Origin of the sequence: Aliihoeflea sp. 2WW, assembly GCF_000497755.1 — a bacterium.
Taxonomy (GTDB): domain Bacteria; phylum Pseudomonadota; class Alphaproteobacteria; order Rhizobiales; family Rhizobiaceae; genus Aliihoeflea.
Window position 1 is genome coordinate 59,761 of the sequence record NZ_AYOD01000044.1, and the last position, 22,556, is coordinate 82,316.

Genomic DNA, 22,556 nt, shown 5'->3' on the forward strand with positions numbered 1-22,556 from the left:
TCCAGAAACCGGATATCGACACGATGGCGACCACAGGATCGAACGCGCTCCATTTGACCCCGGAAATTCTCGAAGCGGCTAAGGTATCGAAAGCCTGGCCGTTCGAGGAAGCGCGCAAGATCGTCAAACGCTACGAGGGCAAGGCCTGGCCGAAGACCGTGCTGTTCGAGACCGGCTACGGGCCATCCGGCTTGCCGCATATCGGCACGTTCGGCGAGGTGGCCCGTACCTCGATGGTGCGCCATGCCTTCCGCATCCTGACCGAGGACAAGGTGGCGACGAACCTTTTGTGCTTTTCCGACGACATGGACGGGATGCGCAAGATTCCCGACAACGTGCCGGATCGCGCCTTTCTCGAGCCGCACATGCACAAGCCGCTGACCGCCGTGCCGAACCCGTTCGGCGGCGACTATGCGAGCTTTGCCGACCACAACAACACGATGCTGTGCCGCTTCCTCGACACGTTCGGCTTCGACTACGAGTTCGCCAGCGCGACGCAATACTACAAGTCGGGCAAGCTCGACGCGATCTTGAGGCGCGTCGCCGAACGCTATGACGACATCATGGCCATCATGCTGCCGACGCTGGGCGAAGAACGCCGCGCCACCTATTCGCCTTTCCTGCCGATCTCGCCGAAGACCGGCCGCGTGCTCTATGTCCCGATGAAGAATGTGGACGCGGAAGCGGGCACCATCACCTTCGACGACGAGGACGGTAAGGAGACGACGCTGCCCGTGACCGGCGGCCAGGTGAAGCTGCAGTGGAAGCCGGATTTCGGCGCGCGGTGGGCCGCGCTGGGTGTCGACTTCGAGATGTTCGGCAAGGATCACGGACCCAACATGGGCGTCTATGACGCGATCTGCGAGGCGCTCGGCGGCCGGGCGCCGGAGCATTTCGTCTACGAGCTCTTCCTCGACGAGAACGGCCAGAAGATCTCGAAGTCCAAGGGCAACGGCCTGACCATCGACGAATGGCTGACCTATGCGCCCACCGAGAGCCTGGCGCTCTACATGTTCCAGCGGCCGCGACAGGCGAAGAAACTCTATTTCGACGTCATCCCGCGCGCGGTCGACGAATATTACCAGTTCCTCGCCGCCTATCCGCGGCAGGACTGGAAGGAGCGGCTCGGCAATCCCGTCTGGCATATCCATGACGGCAATCCGCCGGAAATCGAACTGCCGGTGACCTTCGCGCTTCTGCTCAACCTCGTTTCCGCGTCGAACGCGCACGACAAGGCGGTGCTGTGGGGCTTCATCTCGCGCCATGCGCCGGGCGTGACGCCGCAGACGCACCCCGAACTCGACCGGCTGACCGCCTATGCGATCCGCTATTTCGACGATTTCGTGAAGCCGACGAAGGCATTCCGCGCACCGGACGAGGCGGAGCGGGAGGCCTTGGCGGCACTTTCGGAAGGGCTGGCGGCGCTTCCCGCCGATGCCGACGGCGAGGCGATCCAGAATGCGGCGCTCGACGTGGCACGCTCCATCGAGCGCTACCAAGACCACGCCAAGAAGAGCCCGACCGGCGGGCCGGGCGTTTCGGTCGCCTTCTTCCAGATGATCTATCAGGTGCTGATCGGTCAGGAACGGGGTCCGCGCTTCGGCTCGTTCGTGGCTCTTTATGGCATCGACAACACGCGGGTACTGATCGACAAGGCGCTCAAGGGCGAATTGCAGTAGTCAATTCGAGCCGGGAGCGGCGCCGTGTATGCCGCGCCCGGCTTCGCTCGCCGCCCTTTCCTCATCCTCGTAGCCGCTGCCGGGCGCAGCATGTGCCCAGCCTTGAGCGACCAGCCATTCGGCGGGATCGGCAGGGCCGAGCTTGCAGCGGCTGACGATCGTCTCGCCGCCCGGCGTGCCGGGCACGGTGCAGGCGATGGCGCGGCCGCGCAGATAGTTGCGGAAGGCCGTTCGGGCATGAACGCCGCACGGCCAGGAACCGCCGCCCTCCCCGCAAATCTCGTCTGCGGCGACGATCTCGATTCCCTCCAGCGCAACACGGTGGCCTTCCGCCTCGATCGTGCCGGCATCGATGGCGACGGGCCGATGAAGGAGCGTTTCGCGCGGCGGGCGGGTTGCCGGGTCTTCCGGCGCGCCGAGCGGGCTCAGCGGTTCGCGCGGCGCGACGCGCTCCAGTTGCGTGATGTCGACGGGCGGGGCGGCGATGGTCGGCGCGACGGGGCGGCCGACGCGCTCGGATTTTGGCGCGGGCGGTGTTGGCTCAGGTGCGACGGGCGGAGTTACCGAAACTTGCCGGTCGGACGGACCCGACGCCAGTTCGCTCTGGCCCCAGCCGAACACGATGGCGCCGACCAGGACCAGACCGCCGACACCCACGAGGAGCGCGGCCGGACGCATGCTACTGGCTCGCCCAGACGATCCGCGCCATCCAGACGATGTCATCTGCGGGGATGGAACGATCGGGATGGTCCGGGTTGAGCGACTGGAGTTCGACTATCTTCGCGCTTTTCCGTGCCAGAACCTTGGCGGTCACCTCGCCACTGGCGGTCTTGGCGACGACGCGGTCGCCCTTGCGGACCTGCGCTGCCGGGTCGACGATCAGCACGTCGCCGTCGCGGTAGAGCGGCAGCATGGAATCGCCCTGCACCGTCAGGGCATAGGCGCCCTCGCCCGCACCGGCCGGAAGCGGCACCTGATCCCAGCCATGGCCGGCGGGAAAGCCCGCATCGTCGAAATAGCCGCCGGCGCCGGCCTGCGCGAAACCGATCAAAGGCACCGTCGAGGACGTCGGGCGCGCCTCACCATCGGCCTTGAACAGGCCGAGCAGATCGTCGATCGAGGCGCCCGTCGCGTCCATGACCTTGGCGAGCGATTCCGTCGACGGCCAGCGCGGACGGCCGTCGGCGGACTGGCGCTTCGATTTGTTGAAGGCGGTGGAATCCAGGCCCGCGCGCTTGGCCAGCCCCGAGGCCGACAGCGCATTGCGCGCGGCCAGCGCGTCGATCGCGGCCCAGACCTTGTCATGGGAGAGCATGGCGCCACCCCGCTAGAGGAAAATATACCTTGAACGTGTTAGCGCGGCACGGCCGGCTTGTCCAGCGTCATGGACGGTAGGCGGCGCGGCCGGTCGCCAGCATGGCGTCCAGCAGCTCGAGCCGGTCCTGCCCCCAGAAAGCCTCGCCATCGAGCACGTAGACCGGCGCGCCGACGGCATCGCTGGCCGCGGCCGACTGCGTGTTGACCTTGCGGCTTTCCTCGACCTGCGGCGTGTCGGCGGCGGCGAGAATAGCGTCCGCGTCGTGGCCCTCGGCCGTCAGGTAGGCGGCGAGTTGCGCGCGGTCGGCGACGTTCTCGTCCTTCGCCCAGACACCCTCATGGACGCGCCACAGATAGCCGGCGGGGTCGGCGCCGGCTTCAACGAGCGCGATGGCGACGCGGTCGGCAAGGGCGGAATCGACGGGGAAGAATTCCGGCTCGAGATTGAGCGTCAGGCCTCGCATCTCGCGAAATCGCTGCAGTTCGACGCGGCGGTAGCGCTGGCGCAGCGGCGTGCGCTGGCCGAGCGGGACCGAGCCCGAATTCGCCCAGACGCCCATGATGTCGATCGGCTTGTAGCGGATCGTCGCGCCGTGACGCGCCGCGATCTCGTGCAGGGCGTTGTGCCCGAGATAGGCGTAGGGCGAGGAGCCGATGAGGTAGTAGTCGATGATGCGGGTCATAGCTTTCGTCGTTCGCTTTCCTGTGCGTGATGGAGCATGCGAGCGATTTCGATCGAGTTCCCCAAGACGCGATAGTAGACGGCATAGGGCGGCATCGTGATCTTGCGCATGTCGCGATATTTGCCGGCCGAAACGACCGGCCCCATGAATGGGCGACCGCTCATCAACTCCAGGGTACGATCGAGTTGCCGGAGCATATTGGCTGCCGCTTCGGGGTTCCACGCCGAGAGGTATCGCGCGGCGCTATCGACATCCTTTTGCGCAGCGGGGGCGAAGATGATCTCAAGCGCCATAGCGCCGTTTCAAGTCCGCCATGACTTCTTCGCCCGGTATCCCCTCGCCACGCTCAAGCTGTTCGATGCCGATGGCCAACTCGTCCTGCAGCGCGAGAATGCGGTGCACAACATGCAAGAGGTCTTCGCCCAATCGCTCCTGCAGATCAGGAGGAAGCTGCGCGGCGTCCTTGACGGCCAGTTCAAGCTTGGTCATCTCATTCTCCGGCTTTACGCCATTCTCGCCTTCTCCAATCCTTGCGTCAATGTGAGGACTTCGCCAAATCGCGCAAGCCTTGATGGGAGGCGAGGAAGGCTTCTTCCTGGGGCAGAAGCGGGCGTGGGGTGGCTTCGATGCCGAGCTCAGCGATGAGTTCGTCGATCGGCACGAAGCGGCGGTTGTTGCGGTCGTAGACGCCTGCCGTCGTCATGATGACGGCGGCGGTGCGGCCGTCGTCGTGCAGGAATCGGTGACGGCCGATCAAATGGCGATCGGTCCAGGTCTCGACGGTGGTGACGACCTCGAAACGCTGCCACAGCTTGATCTCGCGCACATAGACCGATTGCAGCCCGCCCATCATCGGGCCCCAGCCGCGCTCGCGCGCGAGCTTCAAAAAGCCGAGGCGCAGGAAGATGTCGACGCGGCCGACATCGGCCAGCATCATGTAGCGCGCATTGTTCAAGTGCATGTTGCGGTCGATATCGGACGGCAGGCAGCGGAATTTCAGCCGGCTTTCGTCGCCCGGACGGAACGGTCCGCGCGATTTCGCGGTGGCGACCATGCGCGCGAGGCGCCCCCAAACGTACATTCTTGGCTCCGGGAAAAAGACCCCCACTCCGTCTCGGACTTCGTCCGAGCCACCTCTCCCCCGAAACCGGGGGAGAGGAAAGACGGCGTAGAGATCGTATCAGGCGGCCTTTTTGGCACCCGCGTAAGGATCGAAGCGCTGGTAGAAGGTCTCGCCTTTGGCAGCCATGTCCTTCAGGAGCGCCGGTACGTCGAACTCCTTGCCGTATCTGGCGCCGAGCTTTTCGGCGAGCGCGACGAAGTTCTTTACGCCCATGCCGTCGATGTAGGAAAGAGCGCCGCCCGTATAGGGCGCGAAGCCGAAGGCGAGGATCGAGCCGACATCCGCTTCGCGCGGGTCGGTGACGATGCCCTCTTCCATGACGCGTGCGGCCTCCAGCGCGATGACGACGAGGAAGCGCTGCTTCAGCTCCTCGACATCGACGCTATCGGCGTCCTGCTGCGGGTAGAGCGTCTTCAGCTCCGGCCACAGGTGCTTTTTCGCGGGCTTCGCCGGGTAGTCGTAGAAGCCCTTGCCGTTCTTGCGGCCTTGGCGTCCGTGCGTGTCGACCATGGTGTTGATCAGCTCGAACTGCTTCGGATCGACGGAGCCCTCGCCCATGTCGCGGATGGTCTGCTTCATGATCTTCTGCGCGAGGTCGATCGCGGTCTCGTCGGTAAGCGCGAGCGGGCCGACCGGCATGCCGGCCATCTTGGCCGCGTTTTCGATCATCGCCGGCGGGACGCCCTCGATCAGCATCTTGAACGCTTCGGCCATATAGCGCAGCACGCAGCGGTTGACGTAGAAGCCGCGCGTGTCGTTGACGACGATCGGCGTCTTCTTGATCGCGCGGACGTAGTCGATGGCGGTCGCCAGCGCCTTGTCCTCGGTCTTTTCGCCCATGATGATCTCGACGAGCATCATCTTGTCGACCGGCGAGAAGAAGTGGATGCCGATGAACTGGTCGGGCCGCTTCGAGTTCTTCGCCAGGCCCGAGATCGGGATGGTCGAGGTGTTGGAGGCGAAGATCGCGCTGTCGGCGATGACGGCCTCGGTCTTTTCGGTCGCGCCCTTCTTGACTTCCGAATCCTCGAACACGGCCTCGATGACGAGGTCGCAGCCTTCGAGCTTGGCGTAGTCATCCGTGGGGGTGATGAGCGAGAGGAGCTTCTGCTTGTCGTCCTCGGTCGCGCGGCCCTTCTTGATCGCGCCGTCGACGAGGCCCTCCGAATGAGCCTTGCCCTTTTCAGCCGACGCCATGTCGCGGTCGAGGAGGACGACCGGGATGCCGGCCTTGGCGGTGACATAGGCGATGCCTGCGCCCATGAAGCCGGCGCCGAGGACGCCGATCTTCGAGAACTTGGTCGGTGCGACACCGGCCGGGCGGCGTGCGCCCTTGTTCAGTTCCTGCAACGAGATGAAGAGCGAACGGATCATCATCGCCGCTTCGGTCGAGCGCAGGATCTCGGTGAAGTAGCGCTGCTCGATCTTGAGCGCGGTGTCGAAGGGCACGAGAAGGCCTTCATAGGCGCATTTCAGGATCGCAGACGCGGCCGGATAATTGCCGTAGGTCTCGCGGCGCAGGATGGCGATCGCCGGGGGCCAAAGGTTTGCGCCGGCGGCCGAATAGACGGGACCGCCGGGCAGCTTGAAGCCCTTTTCGTCCCAAGGCTGCGTGGCCTTGAGACCATTCTTGATCATGCCCTTCGCGGTCTCGATCAGCTTGTCGGGGGCGGCGATCTCATGGATCAGGCCCATCGACTTCGCCTTCTTCGGCGACAGGTTCTGGCCGGTCGTCAGCATCTGGAGGGCCGACTGCGGATCGGTCAGGCGCGGGACGCGCTGCGTGCCGCCGGCGCCGGGGAAGATGCCGACCTTGACCTCGGGCAGCGCCATCTTGACGCTGTCGCTGTCGGCCGCCACGCGGCCATGGCAGGCGAGCGAAAGCTCGAACGCGCCGCCCATGCAGGTGCCGTTGATGGCCGAGACCCAGGGCTTGCCGCTCGTCTCGAGCTTGCGCCAGAGCCACGACATGCGGCCCGCGCCGTCGAAGAGCATCTTCATCGCGGCGTCGGGGTTGGTCGCCTTTTCCTTGGCGAAGATGCCCAGCATGCGGTTGAGCATGGTCAGGTCGGCGCCGCCGGAGAAGCTGTCCTTGCCGGACGTGATGACCGCGCCCTTGATCGCGGCGTCGCCGGCGACCTGGTCGATGATCCTGTCGAGTTCGTCCATCACCTCTTCGGTGAAGACGTTCATCGAACGGTCGGGCATTTCCCAGGTGACGAGGGCGATGCCGTCGGCATCGGTTTCGACGGTGAAGTTCTTGTAGTCAGCCATTTTCAAATCTCCTCCGCCCGTCTCAAACACGCTCGATGATCGTTGCGGTGCCCATGCCCGCGCCGATGCACAGCGTCACGAGTGCGGTGTTCAAATCGCGGCGTTCAAGCTCATCGAGCACGGTGCCGAAGATCATCGCGCCGGTCGCGCCGAGCGGGTGGCCCATGGCGATCGCGCCGCCATTGACGTTGATCTTGTCGTGCGGAATGTCGAAGGCCTGCATGTAGCGCAGCACGACCGAGGCGAAGGCCTCGTTGAGCTCGAAGAGGTCGATGTCGCCAAGCTGCATGCCCGCGCGCTCGAGCAGCTTTTCGGTCACGTCGACCGGGCCGGTGAGCATCAGCGACGGTTCGGAGCCGATATTGGTGAACGCCTTGATACGCGCGCGGGGCTTGGACGACAGCTTTTCCCCGCCCTCCTTCGAGCCGAGCAGAACGACCGCCGCGCCGTCGACGATGCCGGACGAATTGCCGGCATGGTGGACGTGGTTGATCGCCTCGACTTCCGGATGGCGCTGGATGGCGACGGCGTTGAAGCCGCCCATCTCGCCCGGCATCACGAAAGACGGGTTGAGCGAGGCCAGTGACTGCATGTCGGTCGACGGGCGCATGTGCTCGTCATGGTCGAGGATGGTGAGACCGTTCTGGTCCTTCACCGGCACGACCGAATTCTTGAAGTAGCCGTTCTTCCAGGCGTTGGCCGCGCGCTTCTGGCTCTCGACGGCATAGGCGTCGACGTCGTCGCGGGAGAAGCCGTATTTGGTCGCGATCAGATCGGCGGAGACGCCCTGCGGCATGAAATAGCCCGGCAGGCCGACCGAGGGGTCCATGAACCAGGCGCCGCCCGACATGCCCATGCCGACGCGCGACATGGATTCGACGCCGCCCGCGACGACGAGTTCGTCCGAGCCGCCGGCAATCTTAGCCGCGCCGAGATTGATGGCGTCCAGGCCCGAGGCACAAAAGCGCGAGAGCTGGATGCCGGGCGCCTTCATGTCGTAGCCGGCCTCGAAGGCGGACGAACGCGGGATAACGGAGCCGGCTTCGCCGACCGGGTCGACGCAGCCGAAGATGATGTCGTCGACATTGGCGGTGTCGATGCCGTTGCGGTCGCGCACGGCTTCCAGAACCTTGGCGCCAAGGCGCACGGCCGGCACTTCGTGCAGCGAGCCGTCCTTCTTGCCGCGGCCGCGCGGCGTGCGCACGGCGTCGTAGACGAATACGTCAGTCATCGGGCTTCTCCTCTGATCCTCAGAACTGGGGTTCGACCGTCACATCGGTCGTGACCGAATTGGCAATGAAGCAGGCGTCGTGCGCCTTGTGATGCAGCTCTTCGATGGTCACCGCATCGCCGTCGGATTCGACACGGGGGCGCAGCGTGACCTTCACGATGGCCATGCGGCCATCCGCATTCTTCGCCATCACACCTTCCGCACGATCCATATAGGAGCGGATGTCGATCTTTGCCCGTTTGGCGAAATCGAGGAACCACAGCATGTGGCAGGAGGCGAGCGAGGCGACGAACATTTCCTCGGGGTCGATGGCCGAAGCGTCGCTGTAAGGGGCAGGCACGATGGTGGGCGCGGCCGATGCCGACAAAACGGCCCCGCCGTCGAAGCGCAGCTCGTGGACGCGCGAATAGCGGCCTGCGAGGAAGTCCGCTCCGGCTTCCTGCGTCCAGCTCAATTCGGCGACGTGCTGCGACATTCCTTCTCCTCAGAGCGAGCGGGCGATCAGGAGCTTCATGATCTCGTTGGTGCCGCCATAGATGCGCTGGACGCGCGCGTCGCGGAACATGCGGGCGATCGGATATTCGTTCATGTAGCCATAGCCGCCGAAGAGCTGCAGGCACTCGTCGACGATCTTGTTCTGCAGGTCCGACAGCCAGTATTTCGCCATCGAGGCGGTGACCGGGTCGAGGCCGCCATTCACGTGGCGCGCCACGCAGTCATTGTAGAAGACGCGGCCGATGGTCGCCTCGGTCTTGAGTTCCGCGAGCTTGAACTGGGTGTTCTGGAACTCGATCACCGCCTTGCCGAAAGCCTTGCGCTCCTTGACATAGTCGATGGTGAGGGAGAGGGCACGCTCGATCATGGCGATGGCGCCGGCGCCGATCTGGAGGCGCTCCTGCGGCAATTGCTGCATCAACTGGACGAAGCCCTGCCCTTCCTCGTGGCCGAGCAGGTTCGAGGTCGGCACGCGCACGTCGTTGAAGAAGAGCTCGGAGGTGTCGTTCGACTTGAGGCCGATCTTGTCAAGGTTGCGGCCGCGCTCGAAACCCTCGACCTCGTCGGTCTCGACCACGATCAGCGAGGTCCCCTTAGCGCCGGCCGACGGGTCGGTCTTGGCCACGACAATGATGAGGTTGGCAAGCTGGCCGTTGGTGATGAAGGTCTTGGAGCCGTTGATGCGATAGTGGTTGCCGTCTTTCTCCGCACGCGTCTTGACGCCCTGGAGGTCGGAGCCGGCACCCGGCTCTGTCATGGCGATGGCGCCGATCAGCTCGCCGGAGGCCATCTTCGGCAGCCACTTCTTCTTCTGCTCCTCGGAGCCATAGTGCAGGATGTAGGGTGCGACGATGGAATTGTGCAGCGAGATGCCGAAGCCGTCGACGCCGACATGGCCGATCGCCTCGATAATGGCGCTCTCATGGGCGTAGGTGCCGCCCGAACCTCCATATTCTTCCGGCATCGAGGCGCACAGAAGTCCCGCCTCGCCGGCCTTCATCCAGCTCGCGCGGTCGAAGCATTCCGCCTTCTCGAATTCCTCGTAGCGCGGCGCGATCTCGGCATCGAGAAACTTCTCGGCCATGTCGTAGAGCATGGCGACGTCGTCGCCGGCCCAGTCGGGCTTCGGCAGGCCGAGAACGGTTGCGGGATGCGTTGCCAATTGGGTCTCCTCCGACGACCGCGCCCCCTCTTCCGGGCGCGGCCAGATTGGTAGCAAAAAAGTTCAAGCCTGAACAGATCAGGCTAGAATGCGGCAGAGCTTAGAAGGCGTCCGCCGAAAGCGCCATCATGGAATCGGCGCCCGACGAGATGCGGGCGAGATGGGCCGTGGTTTCGGGCATCAGGCGGTCCATGAAGAAGCGCGCGGTGGCGAGCTTGTTCTCGTAGAACTCGGCCGAGCCGTTGGCGCCGGCGGCGATCTTTTCCTGCGCGGTCTTTGCCATCATCGCCCACATGTAGCCGAGTGAGACGAGGCCGAAGAGGTGCATGTAGTCGGTCGAGGCGGCGCCGGCATTGTCGGGCTTGCCCATCGCGTTCTGCATCAGCCACATGGTCGCGGCCTGAAGGTCGTTGAGGCCCTTCTTCAGCGACTTGGTGTAGGGTGCCATCGTCTCGTCGGCGCGGTTTTCCTCGCAGAACGCACCGACATCCTTGAAGAAGGCCTGCACGGCGCGGCCGCCATTCTGGCCGAGCTTGCGGCCGACGAGGTCGAGCGCCTGGATGCCGTTGGCGCCCTCGTAGATCTGAGCAATGCGGGCATCGCGCACGAACTGGCTCATGCCCCATTCTTCGATATAGCCGTGGCCGCCATAGACCTGCTGCGCCATAACGGCATTGTCGAAGCCCTTGTCCGTCAATACGCCCTTGATGACCGGCGTCATCAGGCTCATGTGGTCCTCGGCCTGCTCGCGGGCGGCTGCGTCTTCCGAGCGATGGGCGACGTCGGACTTGAGCGCGGTCCACAGGATCAGCGCACGGCCGGCCTCGTTGATGGCGCGCATCGTCATCAGCTTGCGGCGAATGTCGGGGTGAACGATGATCGGGTCGGCCTTCTTTTCCGGCGCCTTGGCGCCCGAGAGCGAGCGGCCCTGGATGCGGTCCTTGGCGTAGACGACGGCGTTCTGATAGGCGATCTCGGAGATCGACAGGCCCTGCAGGCCGACGCCGAGGCGGGCCTCGTTCATCATGACGAACATGGCCTTGAGGCCACCATTTTCCTGACCGATCAGGACGCCTTCGGCTTCGTCATAATTCATGACGCAGGTGGCGTTGCCGTGGATGCCCATCTTTTCCTCGATGGAGCCGCAGGAGACGCGGTTCTTCTCGCCCGGATTGCCATCCGCATCGAGCTTGAATTTCGGCACGATGAAGAGCGAGATGCCCTTGACGCCTTCCGGCGCGCCCTCGATGCGGGCGAGCACCAGGTGGATGATGTTCTCCGACATGTCGTGCTCGCCGGCGGAGATGAAGATTTTCTGCCCAGAAATCTTGTAGGTGCCGTCGCCGTTCGGCACGGCGCGGGTGCGCAGGAGGCCGAGATCGGTGCCGCAATGCGGCTCGGTCAGGTTCATCGTGCCGGTCCAGACGCCATCGACCATCTTCGGCAGATAGGTCTCTTTCTGCTCGTCGGAGCCATGCGCGAGGATTGCGGCGACCGCGCCTTGCGTCAGGCCGGGATACATCATCAGCGCCATGTTGGCCGACGACATGTATTCGCCGATCGCCGAATGGACGGTGTAGGGCAGCCCCTGCCCGCCATACTCGGCCGGAACGGCAAGACCCATCCAGCCGCCTTCGCGATACTGATCGTAGGCAGCCTTGAAGCCCTTCGGCGTCGTCACCGAGCCATCCTCGTGGCGGCTGCAACCTTCCTCGTCGCCGATGCGGTTCAGCGGATGAAGCACATTCTCCGCGAGCTTCGCACCTTCCTGGAGGATCGCCTCCAGGACGTCCGGCGTCGCATCGGCGAAGCCGGCGAGGTTGCCGTAGCGCTCGTAGCCGAGAACTTCATTCAGAACGAAAAGCGTGTCCGCGACGGGCGCCTTGTAGGTCGGCATGGCAGTCCTCCGAAAGAAAGCTGAAAGCCCCTTTCCCGGTCCTGCCGGCGGGGCGCTGATCCGGAGATGATGACTATCAAACTTTGACGTTTTCGTAAACGTCAAAGTTTGTCGCAGCGTTGGGCCGCAGCAAAGAAAAAGGCCGGCTTTGCGGGCCGGCCTTTCGAATGCGGAGTGAAAAAAGCGATCAGGCGGCGTTGGCGCGCTGACGCTCCTCGACCAGCGAGGCGACACCGTCGCGCGTCTGGCGCAGTTCGTCGATCGCCTCATCGAGCTGGCGGCGCTGCTCTTCCAGACGGGCGATCTGGCGCTCCGACTTGTCGAGGACGAAGCGGTACTGCTTCATGTTGGTGCCGGTCGGATCGTAGAGATCCATCATCTGCTTGATCTCGCGCAGCGAGAAGCCGACCTTGGTGCCGAAGGTGATGAGCTTCAGGCGCGCCAGATCGCGGTGGGCGTAAAGCCGCGTGGTGCCCTCGCGCTTGGGCTGGATGAGCCCCTTGTCCTCGTAGAAGCGCAGCGTGCGCAGGCTGACGTCGAACTTGCGCGCGACATCGCCGATGCGCATGAGTTCGCCATCGTCTTCGCCCGAGGCATTGGAAAAGGAGGCCACGTCCGTGCCGGCCGGCATGATGTTCATGTCAGATCCCGTGATTCTTGATTCGGTTCGCTTGTCGCGAAAATTTGTGGCGAGGCGAAGGACGCCTTCGCAAATGAGTCCCCCTCGCCTTCCGTAAGGCAAGCGAGGCATGGGGCGCGCATATAATCCGAGACGGATTGTGCTGCAAGTGCGAAACGCCCGCCTGCGCCACTTTGCGCACGGCTTGCGCGCACACCCGCACTCAACCTTTGGTAAGTTTGGTTAACGGCTTGTTTACCATGGATGAGGAAAGGTGACCGTCAGCGACTCACCGTGATCTGTCTCGTATCTTGTTCCTCACGGCTTGATCCTCCGGCGCCGGGACGTCGCCGGAACGTCAACGGGTTCGGCAAAGGCCGGCAGAGGGCAACGGGCGTCTAGGATGACACAGAAGCAAGCCTATCTCGATGCATTGACCAGCGGTCGCCGCCGGCGCCCGACGACCTCCATCGACGATCTCAATCGGACGCTGGCAGAACTTGAGACGCGCATCGCGGGGCGCGCGGACGAACCCGCAGCGCCGATCGCGGCGGAAAAGCTCGCTGCCGACATCGAAGCGCAGCGCCAGCGCGAGGAGAGCGTCGAGGCTGCCGGTTCGATCGCGGCCGAGCTGAAGCTCCTGCGCGACGATCTCAATGCAAAGCTGGCAGCGGGCATCGAACGCGAATTCGCCGCGCTCAAGACGCAGATCGAAGGCGCCCGCACCGCGCCCGCCGCGTGCCGAGCCGATGAAATTTCCGGCGAGGTGGAGCGTCTCGGCGGGATGATCGACGCGCTGGCCGCCCGCGGCGGCGAGGACAATGCAGTCCGGCTCCAGGCGGAAATGGAAGAGATCCGGCAGGCGCTCGCCGATGTCGCCCGCGAATCGACGGCCGAAAAGCGCTGGGACGAATTCGACCGCCGGTTCGAGGCTTTTGCCGGCCCCGAATCCGAGCTGGTGAAGACGATCCAGAGCCGCCTCGAGGAAATGGGCTCGGTCGTCGCGACGCTGCCGGAGCCGGCCGCCATGCATGCGCTGGACGACAAGCTCAAGGTGCTTGCGGCCGCCATGGACCGTTTCGCGCAGAAGCATGGGCCGCTCGGCGACGGCGCGCTTTCGCTGATCGACGAACGCCTCGACGAAATCTCGCGCGCCATCGCGGCCTCGGCCGGCGCAGGGCGCGGCCTAATCGTCGATGGCAAGCCGTTCGAGCGCATCGAGGCGCGGATCGGCTCGCTGGCCAAGCAGATCGACGAACTGATCGAGGATCGCCCGACCGCAGACATCGGCGCGCAGATCGCCGCGATGAGCGAGCGGATCGACGAGATCGCCGCGCGCTCGGCGATGCCGCACGAGACGATGGCGCGCCTGGCCGAACAGATGAACGCGATCGCCGGCAAGGTCGATGCGATCCCGGCCTCGCCGGACCTGTCCGAAATCTTCAAGGGCGTCGAAAGCCGCTTCGCGGCCTTCTCGCAGACCGTGGACGAACGCAGCGTGGCCGGAGCGGCCAAGAGCGAGCAGCTCTTCGCCGAACTGGATCTGCGCCTCGGCGCGCTCGCCGAGAAGCTGGAAGCCGTCCAGGCCGGGCAGTCGCACAAAGCGCTGATGGCTGCCATGGACGAGCGGCTTGCCGTCTTCGCCGACAGCTTCGAACAACGCCTCGGCGGCATCTCGCAACGGCTGGAGACGACCACGGCGACGCTGGTCTCGATCGATCCGGAACTGGTGAAGAGCCTCGAAGCGCAGGTCGCGAGCCTTGCCGACGCGATCCAGTCCCCGGCGCGCATGCCGGCCGAGTTCGAGGACGTCGCGCCGCGGCTGGAACGGCTCGAACGCATCATCGCCGACAACCACGCCGCCATGCTCGAATCCGCCCGCGAGGCAGCCGAACAGGCGGCACGCACGATCGGACAAGCCGGTTCGGGCGACAATGACGTCGTCCAGGGCCTGGCCGACGATCTGCGTGCGCTCGAAGCGCTCGCCCGCCGCTCCGACGAGCGTAACACCAAGACCTTCGAGGCCATTCACGACACGCTCCTGAAGATCGTCGAACGCCTCGGGGCCATGGAGTACGACACGCAGGACGAGCACGAGGCTCCGCGCGTCGGCATCGCCGAAACGCCGGCGCTCCATGCCGACGTCGACGACATGTCGATGGATACGGCGCTCGATACGGATATGCCCGTCGTCAGCGAGCGGGCCACCGAGGCACGCGCGGATGCGAGCCAGCCGCGCTCGATGATCGCAAGGGTTCTCGGCCGCAAGCGCCGGGACAAGCAAGAACCGGCTGTCACCACCACAACCGCGGAACTCCAGCTCGATGCGCCGATCGATCCGGCCATCGTGAACCAGCCGATCGAGCCGGGCCACGGCTCGCCCGATCTCAGCGCGATCATGCGCCGAGTGCGCGACGAGCGGACCGTCTCCGGAAAGGACGGCACGGCGGCTCCCGGCGTCGATGCCAAGGCGGACTTCATCGCGGCCGCGCGCCGCGCAGCGCAGGCCGCTGCCGCGGAAGCCGAGACGCTGAAATCCGGCAAATCGGCCGACGGCTCGCAGCGCTTCAGCCTGGCGAAGCTTCTCAAGTCCAAGAATCGGGCCGTGTCGATGGGCATCGTCGCCGTGACGCTGGCTCTTGCCGGCGTCCAGATCGGCAAGACGCTGACCGCAGACGAGGCGGTTGCCAGCGTCGAGCCCTCGGAACCGGTCACGCTTGCCGCCGTCGGCACCGAGCCTGCCGAGACGATCACCGCATCTGCCCAGCCGCAAGCTGTCCGCGACCTGACGGCCATGGCCAAGGAGCCGGCCGCCACCCCTGCCGCGAAGCCGGTGCTCGCTGCCGTGAAGGCGCCTGCGGCCGACGACGCCCGCATCGAGACCGCCTCGATCGCGCCCGACGTTCGCAATCCCGCGCCGATCCAGCCGACGATGCCGGCAGATACGGCTAACGACGACGCGGACGAGGCGCCGACCGTCACGGCCGTTCCGTTGGAAGCCGGCAACGCCGTGCTGCGCGAGGCCGCCGAGGCAGGCGATCCGAAGGCCTGGTTCGAGATCGGCAATCGCTATGCCGAAGGCCGCGGCGTCGCGGCGGACATGAAGGCTGCGGCCCTCTGGTACGAGAGCGCGGCGGAGGCCGGCCTTGCGCCCGCCCAGTATCGTTTCGCCAACATGCTCGAAAAGGCGACAGGCATCGAACGCGACGTGCCGCGCGCGATCGACCTCTACGAAAAGGCCGCGGCGAAGGGCAACGCCAGCGCCATGCACAATCTCGCCGTCCTCCACGCGATGGGCGCGAGCGGGCGCACCGACAACGAAGCGGCAGCGCGCAACTTCACCAAGGCCGCGGAACTCGGCGTGCGCGACAGCCAGTTCAACCTCGCCATACTGGCGGCCAAGGGCGTCGGCATGAAGCAGGATCTGGCGGCCGCCTACAAATGGCTCGCCATCGTCGCCGAAGCCGGCGACGCGGATGCAGCCGCCAAGCGCGACGAGGTCGCGACGCTGCTTCAGCCGGCCGATCTCGAAAGGGCCAAGAAGTCCGCCGAATTGTGGGCGCCCAAGCCGCTCAATGCGCAAGCCAATTCGGTCACGATCCCGGACGCCTGGACCGAGGACATGGAAGCGACCGCAAGCGTCGATCTGGGCGCCGCGATCAAGCGCGTGCAGACCATCCTCAACGCGAACGGATACGATGCCGGCAGCGCCGACGGGATCATGGGAACCCGGACGACCTCCGCCATCGCGACCTTCCAGAAGGACAACGAGATGGAGCCGACCGGGCGCATCGACGAACCGCTGGTCCGCGCCCTGCTCGCGCTCGGCTGACGCTTTCCCGCATCAGTTCCGCAACCACCGCGCCCGCCCTTTTCGGCGGGCGCAACTTTTTCGGCCAATGTCGCCGCAGCGGTTTGACTTCGCCTTTTCCAAAGCGCAAGAACGACTATGCTTCGACCATGAAATCCAAGGGAAATCCCCTTTCCCGAACACTGAGCGAGATGAGCCGGTGGGCATCTATCTCCCGATCGCCGAATTGTCCGTCAACATGCTGGTTCTGCTCGGCATGGGATGGGCGGTCGGGTTCCTGTCGGGCATGTTCGGGGTGGGCGGCGGGTTCCTGATCACGCCGCTCCTGATCTTCTACAACATCCCCCCGGCCATCGCGGTCGCAACCGGCGCGAACCAGGTCGTCGCCTCGTCCGTCTCGGGCGTCCTGGCGCATCTGAAGAAAGGGACGCTCGACTTCAAGCTCGGGACGGTGCTGCTTCTGGGCGGCATATTCGGCTCGACGATCGGCGTCTTCGTCTTCGCCTTCCTGCGCGGGCTCGGCCAGCTCGATCTGGTCGTTTCGCTCCTCTATGTCGGGCTGCTCGGCACGGTCGGTGGGCTGATGCTGGCCGAAAGCGTCCGTGCGCTGCGGCGCGCCAAGGGCGGACAGGTCGCCAGCCTGCGCAAGCCGGGCCAGCACAACTGGATTCACCGCCTGCCGCTGAAGATGCGGTTTCGCACCTCGAAGCTCTTCGTCAGCGTGATCCCGGTCCTGGGTCTTGGTGCCGTCATCGGCTTTCTCGCCTCGATCATGGGCGTCGGCGGCGGCTTCATCATGGTGCCCGCGCTGATCTACCTGCTCAAGGTGCCGACCAACGTCGTCATCGGCACATCGCTCTTCCAGATCATCTTCGTGGCCGCCTACACCACCATCGTCCACGCCGCGACCAACCAGGCCGTCGACATCGTTCTCGCCTTCCTCCTGATGATCGGCGGCGTGGCGGGCGCGCAATATGGCGCGCGCGCCGGGCAGAAGCTGCGCGGCGAACAGTTGCGCGCGCTCCTCGCACTGCTCGTGCTGATGGTTGCGGGACGCCTTGCGGTCGACCTTTTCGTGCCGCCCGCAAGCCCCTACTCGCTGGCAACGGCGGGAGGCCTTTGATGCGGGCGCTGCTGATCGCCCTGGCGCTGCTGATGCCGATGACGTCCACGCACGCGCAGGACCCGGATGCGCCGGAATCCTTCCAGATCGGCCTTTCGACGAACCGCGTCGCGATCTCGTCGGATTTTTCGGGCGCCGATCTGACGATTTTCGGTGCGCTCGACAATGCCGACCAGATGCTCGCGCGGCAGGGTCGATACGACATCATCGTGGTCCTCGAAGGTCCGGCCCGGCCGATCGTCGTGCGCAAGAAGAGCCGGGTGCTGGGCGTGTGGATCAACACCCAGTCGCAAAGCTTCACCAGCGTGCCGGTTTCCTATTCCGTCTCGACGACGCGGCCCTTGCAGGACGTGACGCAGCCGCAGGTCTACCGGCAACTGGCACTCGGTTCGGAAAACATCTTCCTGCGCGCGGTCGAGGAAGAAGGCCAGCGCGACCCCGAGAAGGTGACCGAATTCACCGCGGCGCTGCGCGACCAGAAGCGCGCGGCCGGGCTCTACAACGAGCGGGTGGGCGGTGTGCAGTTCCTGTCGCCGAGCCTCTTTCGCGCAACCGTGGCGCTCGCGCCCAACGTGCCCGTCGGCACGCATCGCGCGCGGGCGTTCCTGTTTCGCAACGGCACGTTCGTCAAGGAAACCTCGGCGCAGCTCACCATCGTCAAGGCGGGCCTCGAACAGCGGATCTATCGCACGGCGCAGGAGAACGGGCTGCTGTTCGGCATCTTCGCCGTGTTCCTCGCCGTCATCACCGGCTGGCTCGGCCGGATGATCTTCAAGCGGGACTGAGGCATTTTACGCAATTCCGGACGCAAAACCGCTTCGCACTTTTGCTGGAATTGCTTCAGTCTGCGCGCAGCAGCCGCCGATCCATCGGATAGACGCGGTCGGTGCCGAGCATGTAGGCGACGAAATTGTCGGGGCAGAAGAGGTTGGCGAAGGCGCGGTCGAGGACGTTGAGCGCGCCGGTGAACGTGCCGAAGGCGGGCATGATCAGGCGGTTTCCATCGGCGGCGAAGCAGCGGCGGCGCACGGAGCGGCCGCGCTGGACGATGCGGGCGCCGGGATGGAGATGGCCCGCGATTTCGCCGGCAAGCCGCCCGGCCGACGGCTCATGACGGAAGACGATGCCGCCGATGCCGAGTTCCTGAACGGTCGCGCCGGGAAGGTCGGCCGGCTTTTCCGGGTCGTGATTGCCGGCGACCCAGAACCAGTCGCGGCCCTTCATCAGCGCGAGAAGCTGGTCGCGGTAGATTGCCGGCATCCGCGCGGCGCCACCGATATCGTCGAAGCTGTCGCCGAGAGAGACCACCATCGCCGGATCGTAATCGGCGATGACGGCGCCAAGGCGTGCGAGTGTCGCGGCGGTGTCGTAGGGCGGCAGCATGTAGCCGCGGCGGGCTTGGCGGGAGCCCTTTTCCAGATGCAGGTCGGAGACGGCGAGCAGGCGCATTTCGGGGAACCAAGCGACGCCGCGCGCATCGCAGACCACGCGTTCGCCGCGCACCGCCGTCTCGCTCGTCGCTGAAAACCGGCTCTGCACCCTCAAACTCATTCCGTACCCATCGCCTCGTCGATCAGACTGTCCGCGGCCTCGCCGAGAAGTTCGTCCTCGGCACCACCCGCCACGCGCTCCTTGCCGATCTCGAGCATGACCGGCACGGCGAGCGGCGAAATGCGCGGAAGGTCCTTATGCATGATTCGACCCTTCACCCGCGAGAGCATCTCGCCAAGCCTCCTGACATCCAGAAGCCCGGATGCCGCATCCGCGCGCGTCGCGCACAGCAGGATGTGGTCAGGGTCGTGGCTGCGCAGGACGTCGTAGATCAGGTCGGCCGAGACCGTCACCTGCCGGCCGGATTTCTCCTTGCCGGGGTGGCGACGCTCGATCAAGCCGGCAATCACGGCGCAATTGCGGAAGGTGCGCTTCAACAGCCAGCTATCGGCGAGCCAGGCGTCTAGATCGTCGCCCAGCATGTCCTCGTCGAAGAGTTCGCCGAAGGTGAGTTTGCCCGAACGATGCAGCGCGCCCATGTCGCGCAGGCCCCAGATGGCAATGGCGTAGTCGGTGGCGACGAAGCCGAGCGGACGCGCGCCGCCGCGCTCCAGCCGGCGTGTCAGCAGCATGCCGAGCGTCTGGTGCGCAAGGCGGCCTTCGAAGGGATAGGCGACCATGTAGAAGCGGTTGCCGCGCGGAAAGGTCTCGATCAGGAGATCGTCGCGGCCGGGCAGGACCGATTTCGCGTTCTGGATCGTCAACCATTCGGAGACCTGATCGGGAAGGCGATGCCAGCGCGACGGATCGGCGAGCATGGCGCGCACTTCGGCGGCAAGGTAGGTCGAAAGCGGAAACTTGCCGCCGCCATAGGACGGGACCAGCGCATCGGCTCCCGGGGCGGGCGTGACGTAGCACTCGTTCTCGCGGATACCGGCAAAGCGGACCACCTGGCCAGCAAAGATGAAGGTGTCGCCCGCCGTCAGCGTTTCGAGGAAATATTCCTCGATTTTGCCGAGCGAATAGCCGCCCGCCAATGCGCTCTTGGTCTTGCCGCGCACGAGGCGGATGTTGAGCATCGGCGCCTCGACGATGGTGCCGACATTGAGGCGATACTGCTGCGCGATCATCGGATGCGAGACGCGCCAGCGGCCGTCCTTCATCTGGCGGATGCGAGCGAAGCGCTCATAGGTGCGCAGCGCGTAGCCGCCTGTCGCGACGAAATCGACGATGCGGTCGAAGGTCTCGCGGTCGAGGCGTGCATAGGGCGAAGCACTGACGATTTCGGCGTAAAGCTCGTCGGCAAAGAAGGGTTCGGCGCAGGCCATACCCATGACATGCTGGGCGAGAACATCGAGGCCGCCCTCGCCCACCGGCGGCGTGTCCTGCGCGCCGAGATAGTTGGCGTCGAGCGCGGCCTGGCATTCCAGCACCTCGAACCGGTTTGCCGGCACCAGGATCGCGCGGCTCGGCTCGTCCATGCGGTGGTTGGAGCGGCCGATGCGCTGGGCGAGACGGCTCGCGCCCTTCGGCGCGCCGACATGGACCACGAGATCGACGTCGCCCCAGTCGATGCCGAGATCGAGCGTGGAGGTGGCGACGATGGCGCGCAGGCTGTTCGTCTCCATCGCCTTTTCGACGCGCCTTCGCTGGCCGACATCGAGCGAACCGTGATGGAGCGCGATCGGCAGCGTGTCGGCGTTGACGTGCCAGAGTTCCTGGAACAGGCGTTCGGCCTGGCTGCGGGTGTTGACGAAGAGGAGCGTCGTGCGGTGCGCCTTGATCGCCTCGTAAACGTCCGGGACCGAATATTGCGCCGAGTGCCCGGCCCAGGGTACGCGCTCGGCGGATTGCAAAATGGTGATGTGCGGCTTTGCGCCGCCAGCGACCGTGATCAGGTCCGCCATCTCGCCCGGCGGGTTCTGGCTGACGAGCCAGCGCCGCAATTCGTCCGGCTCGGCCACCGTGGCGGAAAGGCCGATCGTGCGCAGGTCGGGGACGAACTTGCGCAGGCGCGCGAGGCCGAGCGACAGGAGCTGGCCGCGCTTGGAGGTGACCAGCGCGTGGAGTTCGTCGAAGATGACGTAGCGCAGATCGGCGAAGAAGCGCTCGGCATCCTTCGAGGCCAGCATCAGCGCGAGCTGTTCGGGCGTCGTCAGGAGGATGTCGGGCGGCGCCTGCTTCTGGCGCTGACGCTTGTGCGCGGGCGTGTCGCCGGTGCGCGTTTCCATCGAGATCGGCAGGCCCATCTCGGTGACGGGCCGGGTCAAATTGCGCTCGATGTCGACGGCGAGCGCCTTCAGCGGCGAGAGGTAGAGCGTGTGGACGCCCTGCGCGGCCGCGCCGGGCTTGCGCTTGCCGCGCCGCGCCAAGTCCACCAGCGATGGCATGAAGCCGGCGAGCGTCTTGCCCGCGCCGGTCGGGGCGATGAGCAGGACGGAACGACCGGCTTCGGTGCGGGCGAGCAGGTCGAGCTGGTGGGCGCGCGGCTGCCATCCGCGCAGGGCGAACCAGCGCGAAAAGGCCTCGGGCAACAGGGTGGCGCCTTCAAGCGCTCGATCGTCGATGGGTCGGTTCACGGACGAGATGTAGCGTCGGCTCGGCGACGCGCCAAGGTCAGTGCGGGTGCGCGCCGAGCGTTGGCGCGTTGGTGACCGTGGCGTCCAGCCGTGTGGGCAGTGTTTGGCGCCGGGCGACGACGATCAAGCCGGCGACATCCGTGCCTCGGTCGCGGCGGATGATCGCATCGTCCATCGCGACGAGATCGAAGCCATTCTCGGAAAGGAGGCGGCGCAGATAGTCGGGCGCATGGGCGTAGCGGCGGGATTCGCCGAGCTGGAGATCGCCCGCGCCATCGTGGCGCTCGACGGAGAAGGCGAAGAGACCGGCCGGCACGAGCGCGCCCGAGACCTGCGCGAAGATGCGCTCCAGCCGCCCGACATAAAGGAAGACGTCGGCGGCGGTGACGAGATCGGCCGAATTGCGCTCGGTTTCGAACGTCAGAAGGTCCTGCCTTGCCAGCCGGTCATAGACGCCCTTGGCCCGAGCCTTCTTGAGCATGTTCTCCGACAGGTCGCCGCCTTCGAGGAAGCTCGCCATTGCGCGCAGGCGCTCGCCCATCAGGCCAGTGCCGCAGCCGAGGTCGAGCGCGTGGGCGAAGCTGGTGCGGCCGGTCGCGCGCAGGGCGTCCGCGATCAGTTCGGGCACGCGGTAGCCGAGTTTCTGGACCAGTTCGGCGTCGAACTTGCCGGCATACTGGTCGAAAAGGGTCTCGGCGAAGGCGCTCGAAATGCCGCCGGCATTCTCGATCGCGCCGACGAGTTCGAGCTTCAGGGCGCTGCCCAGCCGATCGGCCGGGTCGAGCCGCAGCGCCTCGCGCCAGGCGTCGGTCGCGCCCGCGATCTCGCCCGCGGCCTCGCGCATCTCGCCGAGCCGGAACCAGCCCGTCGCCCAGCCGGGCGCGAGGGTCATGATGTCGGCCATCAGTTCCGATGCGGCGCCATGGTCGCCTGAGGCGAACAGCATTTCGGCATAGTCGGCACGACGGTCGGCGGCAGCGTCGCCGGACGAGTACACAATAGTCTTCATGTTCGAAGGGCTCGCGACCCATGATCGGGCGCGCGGCTTATCTGCCAATTTCGCAGCTTTCGC

19 protein-coding genes are annotated in these 22,556 nt (G+C 65.5%); 4 read left to right on the top strand and 15 right to left on the bottom strand.

What is annotated here, in order from left to right; all coding sequences use genetic code 11:
- The first annotated feature begins 23 nt into the window (after positions 1-23).
- Positions 24-1,679: a lysine--tRNA ligase gene (locus tag ALII_RS0117500; RefSeq protein WP_024588523.1), complete on the top strand. Its 1,656-nt coding sequence runs from the start codon at positions 24-26 to the stop codon at positions 1,677-1,679.
- On the opposite strand, the gene ALII_RS0117505 is transcribed toward ALII_RS0117500, so the two are convergent.
- The 12 genes from ALII_RS0117505 to ALII_RS0117560 form a co-directional block, all read right to left on the bottom strand.
- Entirely contained in the window at positions 1,680-2,357 is a 678-nt protein-coding gene (locus ALII_RS0117505) for a thermonuclease family protein (protein ID WP_024588524.1), read from the bottom strand.
- 1 nt (position 2,358) lies between these two features.
- Positions 2,359-2,994, bottom strand: coding sequence for a helix-turn-helix transcriptional regulator (locus ALII_RS0117510; RefSeq protein ID WP_024588525.1), 636 nt, complete (start codon positions 2,992-2,994; stop codon positions 2,359-2,361).
- A gap of 67 nt (positions 2,995-3,061) precedes the next feature.
- Positions 3,062-3,679, bottom strand: a complete 618-nt coding sequence (locus ALII_RS0117515) for a 2-hydroxychromene-2-carboxylate isomerase (protein WP_024588526.1) — start codon at positions 3,677-3,679, stop codon at positions 3,062-3,064.
- The gene (locus ALII_RS0117520; protein ID WP_024588527.1) at positions 3,676-3,972 is read right to left on the bottom strand and encodes a type II toxin-antitoxin system RelE/ParE family toxin; all 297 of its coding nucleotides are present in this window, start codon (positions 3,970-3,972) and stop codon (positions 3,676-3,678) included. The genes ALII_RS0117515 and ALII_RS0117520 overlap by 4 nt, the downstream gene beginning before the upstream one ends.
- A complete protein-coding gene (locus tag ALII_RS0117525; protein WP_024588528.1) occupies positions 3,962-4,168 on the bottom strand; it encodes a hypothetical protein in 207 nt (68 codons plus the stop codon). The genes ALII_RS0117520 and ALII_RS0117525 overlap by 11 nt, the downstream gene beginning before the upstream one ends.
- A 46-nt stretch (positions 4,169-4,214) precedes the next feature.
- Positions 4,215-4,760: a thioesterase family protein gene (locus tag ALII_RS0117530; RefSeq protein ID WP_024588529.1), complete on the bottom strand. Its 546-nt coding sequence runs from the start codon at positions 4,758-4,760 to the stop codon at positions 4,215-4,217.
- Positions 4,761-4,859: 99 nt separating this feature from the next.
- Positions 4,860-7,076, bottom strand: coding sequence for a 3-hydroxyacyl-CoA dehydrogenase NAD-binding domain-containing protein (locus ALII_RS0117535; protein WP_024588530.1), 2,217 nt, complete (start codon positions 7,074-7,076; stop codon positions 4,860-4,862).
- Positions 7,077-7,098: 22 nt separating this feature from the next.
- A complete protein-coding gene (locus ALII_RS0117540) occupies positions 7,099-8,307 on the bottom strand; it encodes an acetyl-CoA C-acetyltransferase (RefSeq protein WP_024588531.1) in 1,209 nt (402 codons plus the stop codon).
- Between the two features lie 19 nt (positions 8,308-8,326).
- The gene (locus ALII_RS0117545) at positions 8,327-8,782 is read right to left on the bottom strand and encodes an OsmC family protein (protein ID WP_024588532.1); all 456 of its coding nucleotides are present in this window, start codon (positions 8,780-8,782) and stop codon (positions 8,327-8,329) included.
- 9 nt (positions 8,783-8,791) lie between these two features.
- Complete coding sequence (locus tag ALII_RS0117550) at positions 8,792-9,898, bottom strand: acyl-CoA dehydrogenase family protein (RefSeq protein ID WP_035450146.1); 1,107 nt, start codon at positions 9,896-9,898, stop codon at positions 8,792-8,794.
- Between the two features lie 166 nt (positions 9,899-10,064).
- Positions 10,065-11,861 carry an acyl-CoA dehydrogenase C-terminal domain-containing protein gene (locus tag ALII_RS0117555; RefSeq protein WP_024588534.1) on the bottom strand — a complete coding sequence of 599 codons (1,797 nt, stop codon included), beginning with the start codon at positions 11,859-11,861 and terminating at the stop codon, positions 10,065-10,067.
- A gap of 187 nt (positions 11,862-12,048) precedes the next feature.
- Positions 12,049-12,501 (bottom strand): MerR family DNA-binding transcriptional regulator, encoded by a 453-nt coding sequence (locus ALII_RS0117560; RefSeq protein ID WP_024588535.1) that lies wholly within the window; start codon positions 12,499-12,501, stop codon positions 12,049-12,051.
- A gap of 382 nt (positions 12,502-12,883) precedes the next feature.
- Here ALII_RS0117560 and ALII_RS0117565 point away from each other — a divergent pair, with 382 nt between their 5' ends.
- The 3 genes from ALII_RS0117565 (at position 12,884) to ALII_RS0117575 (ending at position 18,199) form a co-directional block, all read left to right on the top strand.
- Positions 12,884-16,312 carry a peptidoglycan-binding protein gene (locus tag ALII_RS0117565; protein ID WP_024588536.1) on the top strand — a complete coding sequence of 1,143 codons (3,429 nt, stop codon included), beginning with the start codon at positions 12,884-12,886 and terminating at the stop codon, positions 16,310-16,312.
- Between the two features lie 178 nt (positions 16,313-16,490).
- Positions 16,491-17,414: a sulfite exporter TauE/SafE family protein gene (locus tag ALII_RS0117570; protein ID WP_024588537.1), complete on the top strand. Its 924-nt coding sequence runs from the start codon at positions 16,491-16,493 to the stop codon at positions 17,412-17,414.
- Positions 17,414-18,199 (top strand): TIGR02186 family protein, encoded by a 786-nt coding sequence (locus ALII_RS0117575; RefSeq protein ID WP_024588538.1) that lies wholly within the window; start codon positions 17,414-17,416, stop codon positions 18,197-18,199. Before ALII_RS0117570 ends, ALII_RS0117575 begins: the two co-directional genes overlap by 1 nt.
- Before the next feature lie 55 nt (positions 18,200-18,254).
- Here the strand turns inward: ALII_RS0117575 and pdeM are convergent, their stop codons facing one another.
- Genes pdeM through ALII_RS0117590 form a run of 3 tightly spaced genes read right to left on the bottom strand, consistent with a single transcriptional unit; the run spans position 18,255 to position 22,493 of the window.
- A complete protein-coding gene (gene pdeM, locus ALII_RS0117580) occupies positions 18,255-18,965 on the bottom strand; it encodes a ligase-associated DNA damage response endonuclease PdeM (protein ID WP_024588539.1) in 711 nt (236 codons plus the stop codon).
- Entirely contained in the window at positions 18,962-21,484 is a 2,523-nt protein-coding gene (locus tag ALII_RS0117585; protein ID WP_024588540.1) for a ligase-associated DNA damage response DEXH box helicase, read from the bottom strand. Before ALII_RS0117585 ends, pdeM begins: the two co-directional genes overlap by 4 nt.
- 37 nt (positions 21,485-21,521) lie before the next feature.
- Positions 21,522-22,493, bottom strand: a complete 972-nt coding sequence (locus ALII_RS0117590; protein ID WP_024588541.1) for a methyltransferase domain-containing protein — start codon at positions 22,491-22,493, stop codon at positions 21,522-21,524.
- Positions 22,494-22,556 lie beyond the last annotated feature (63 nt).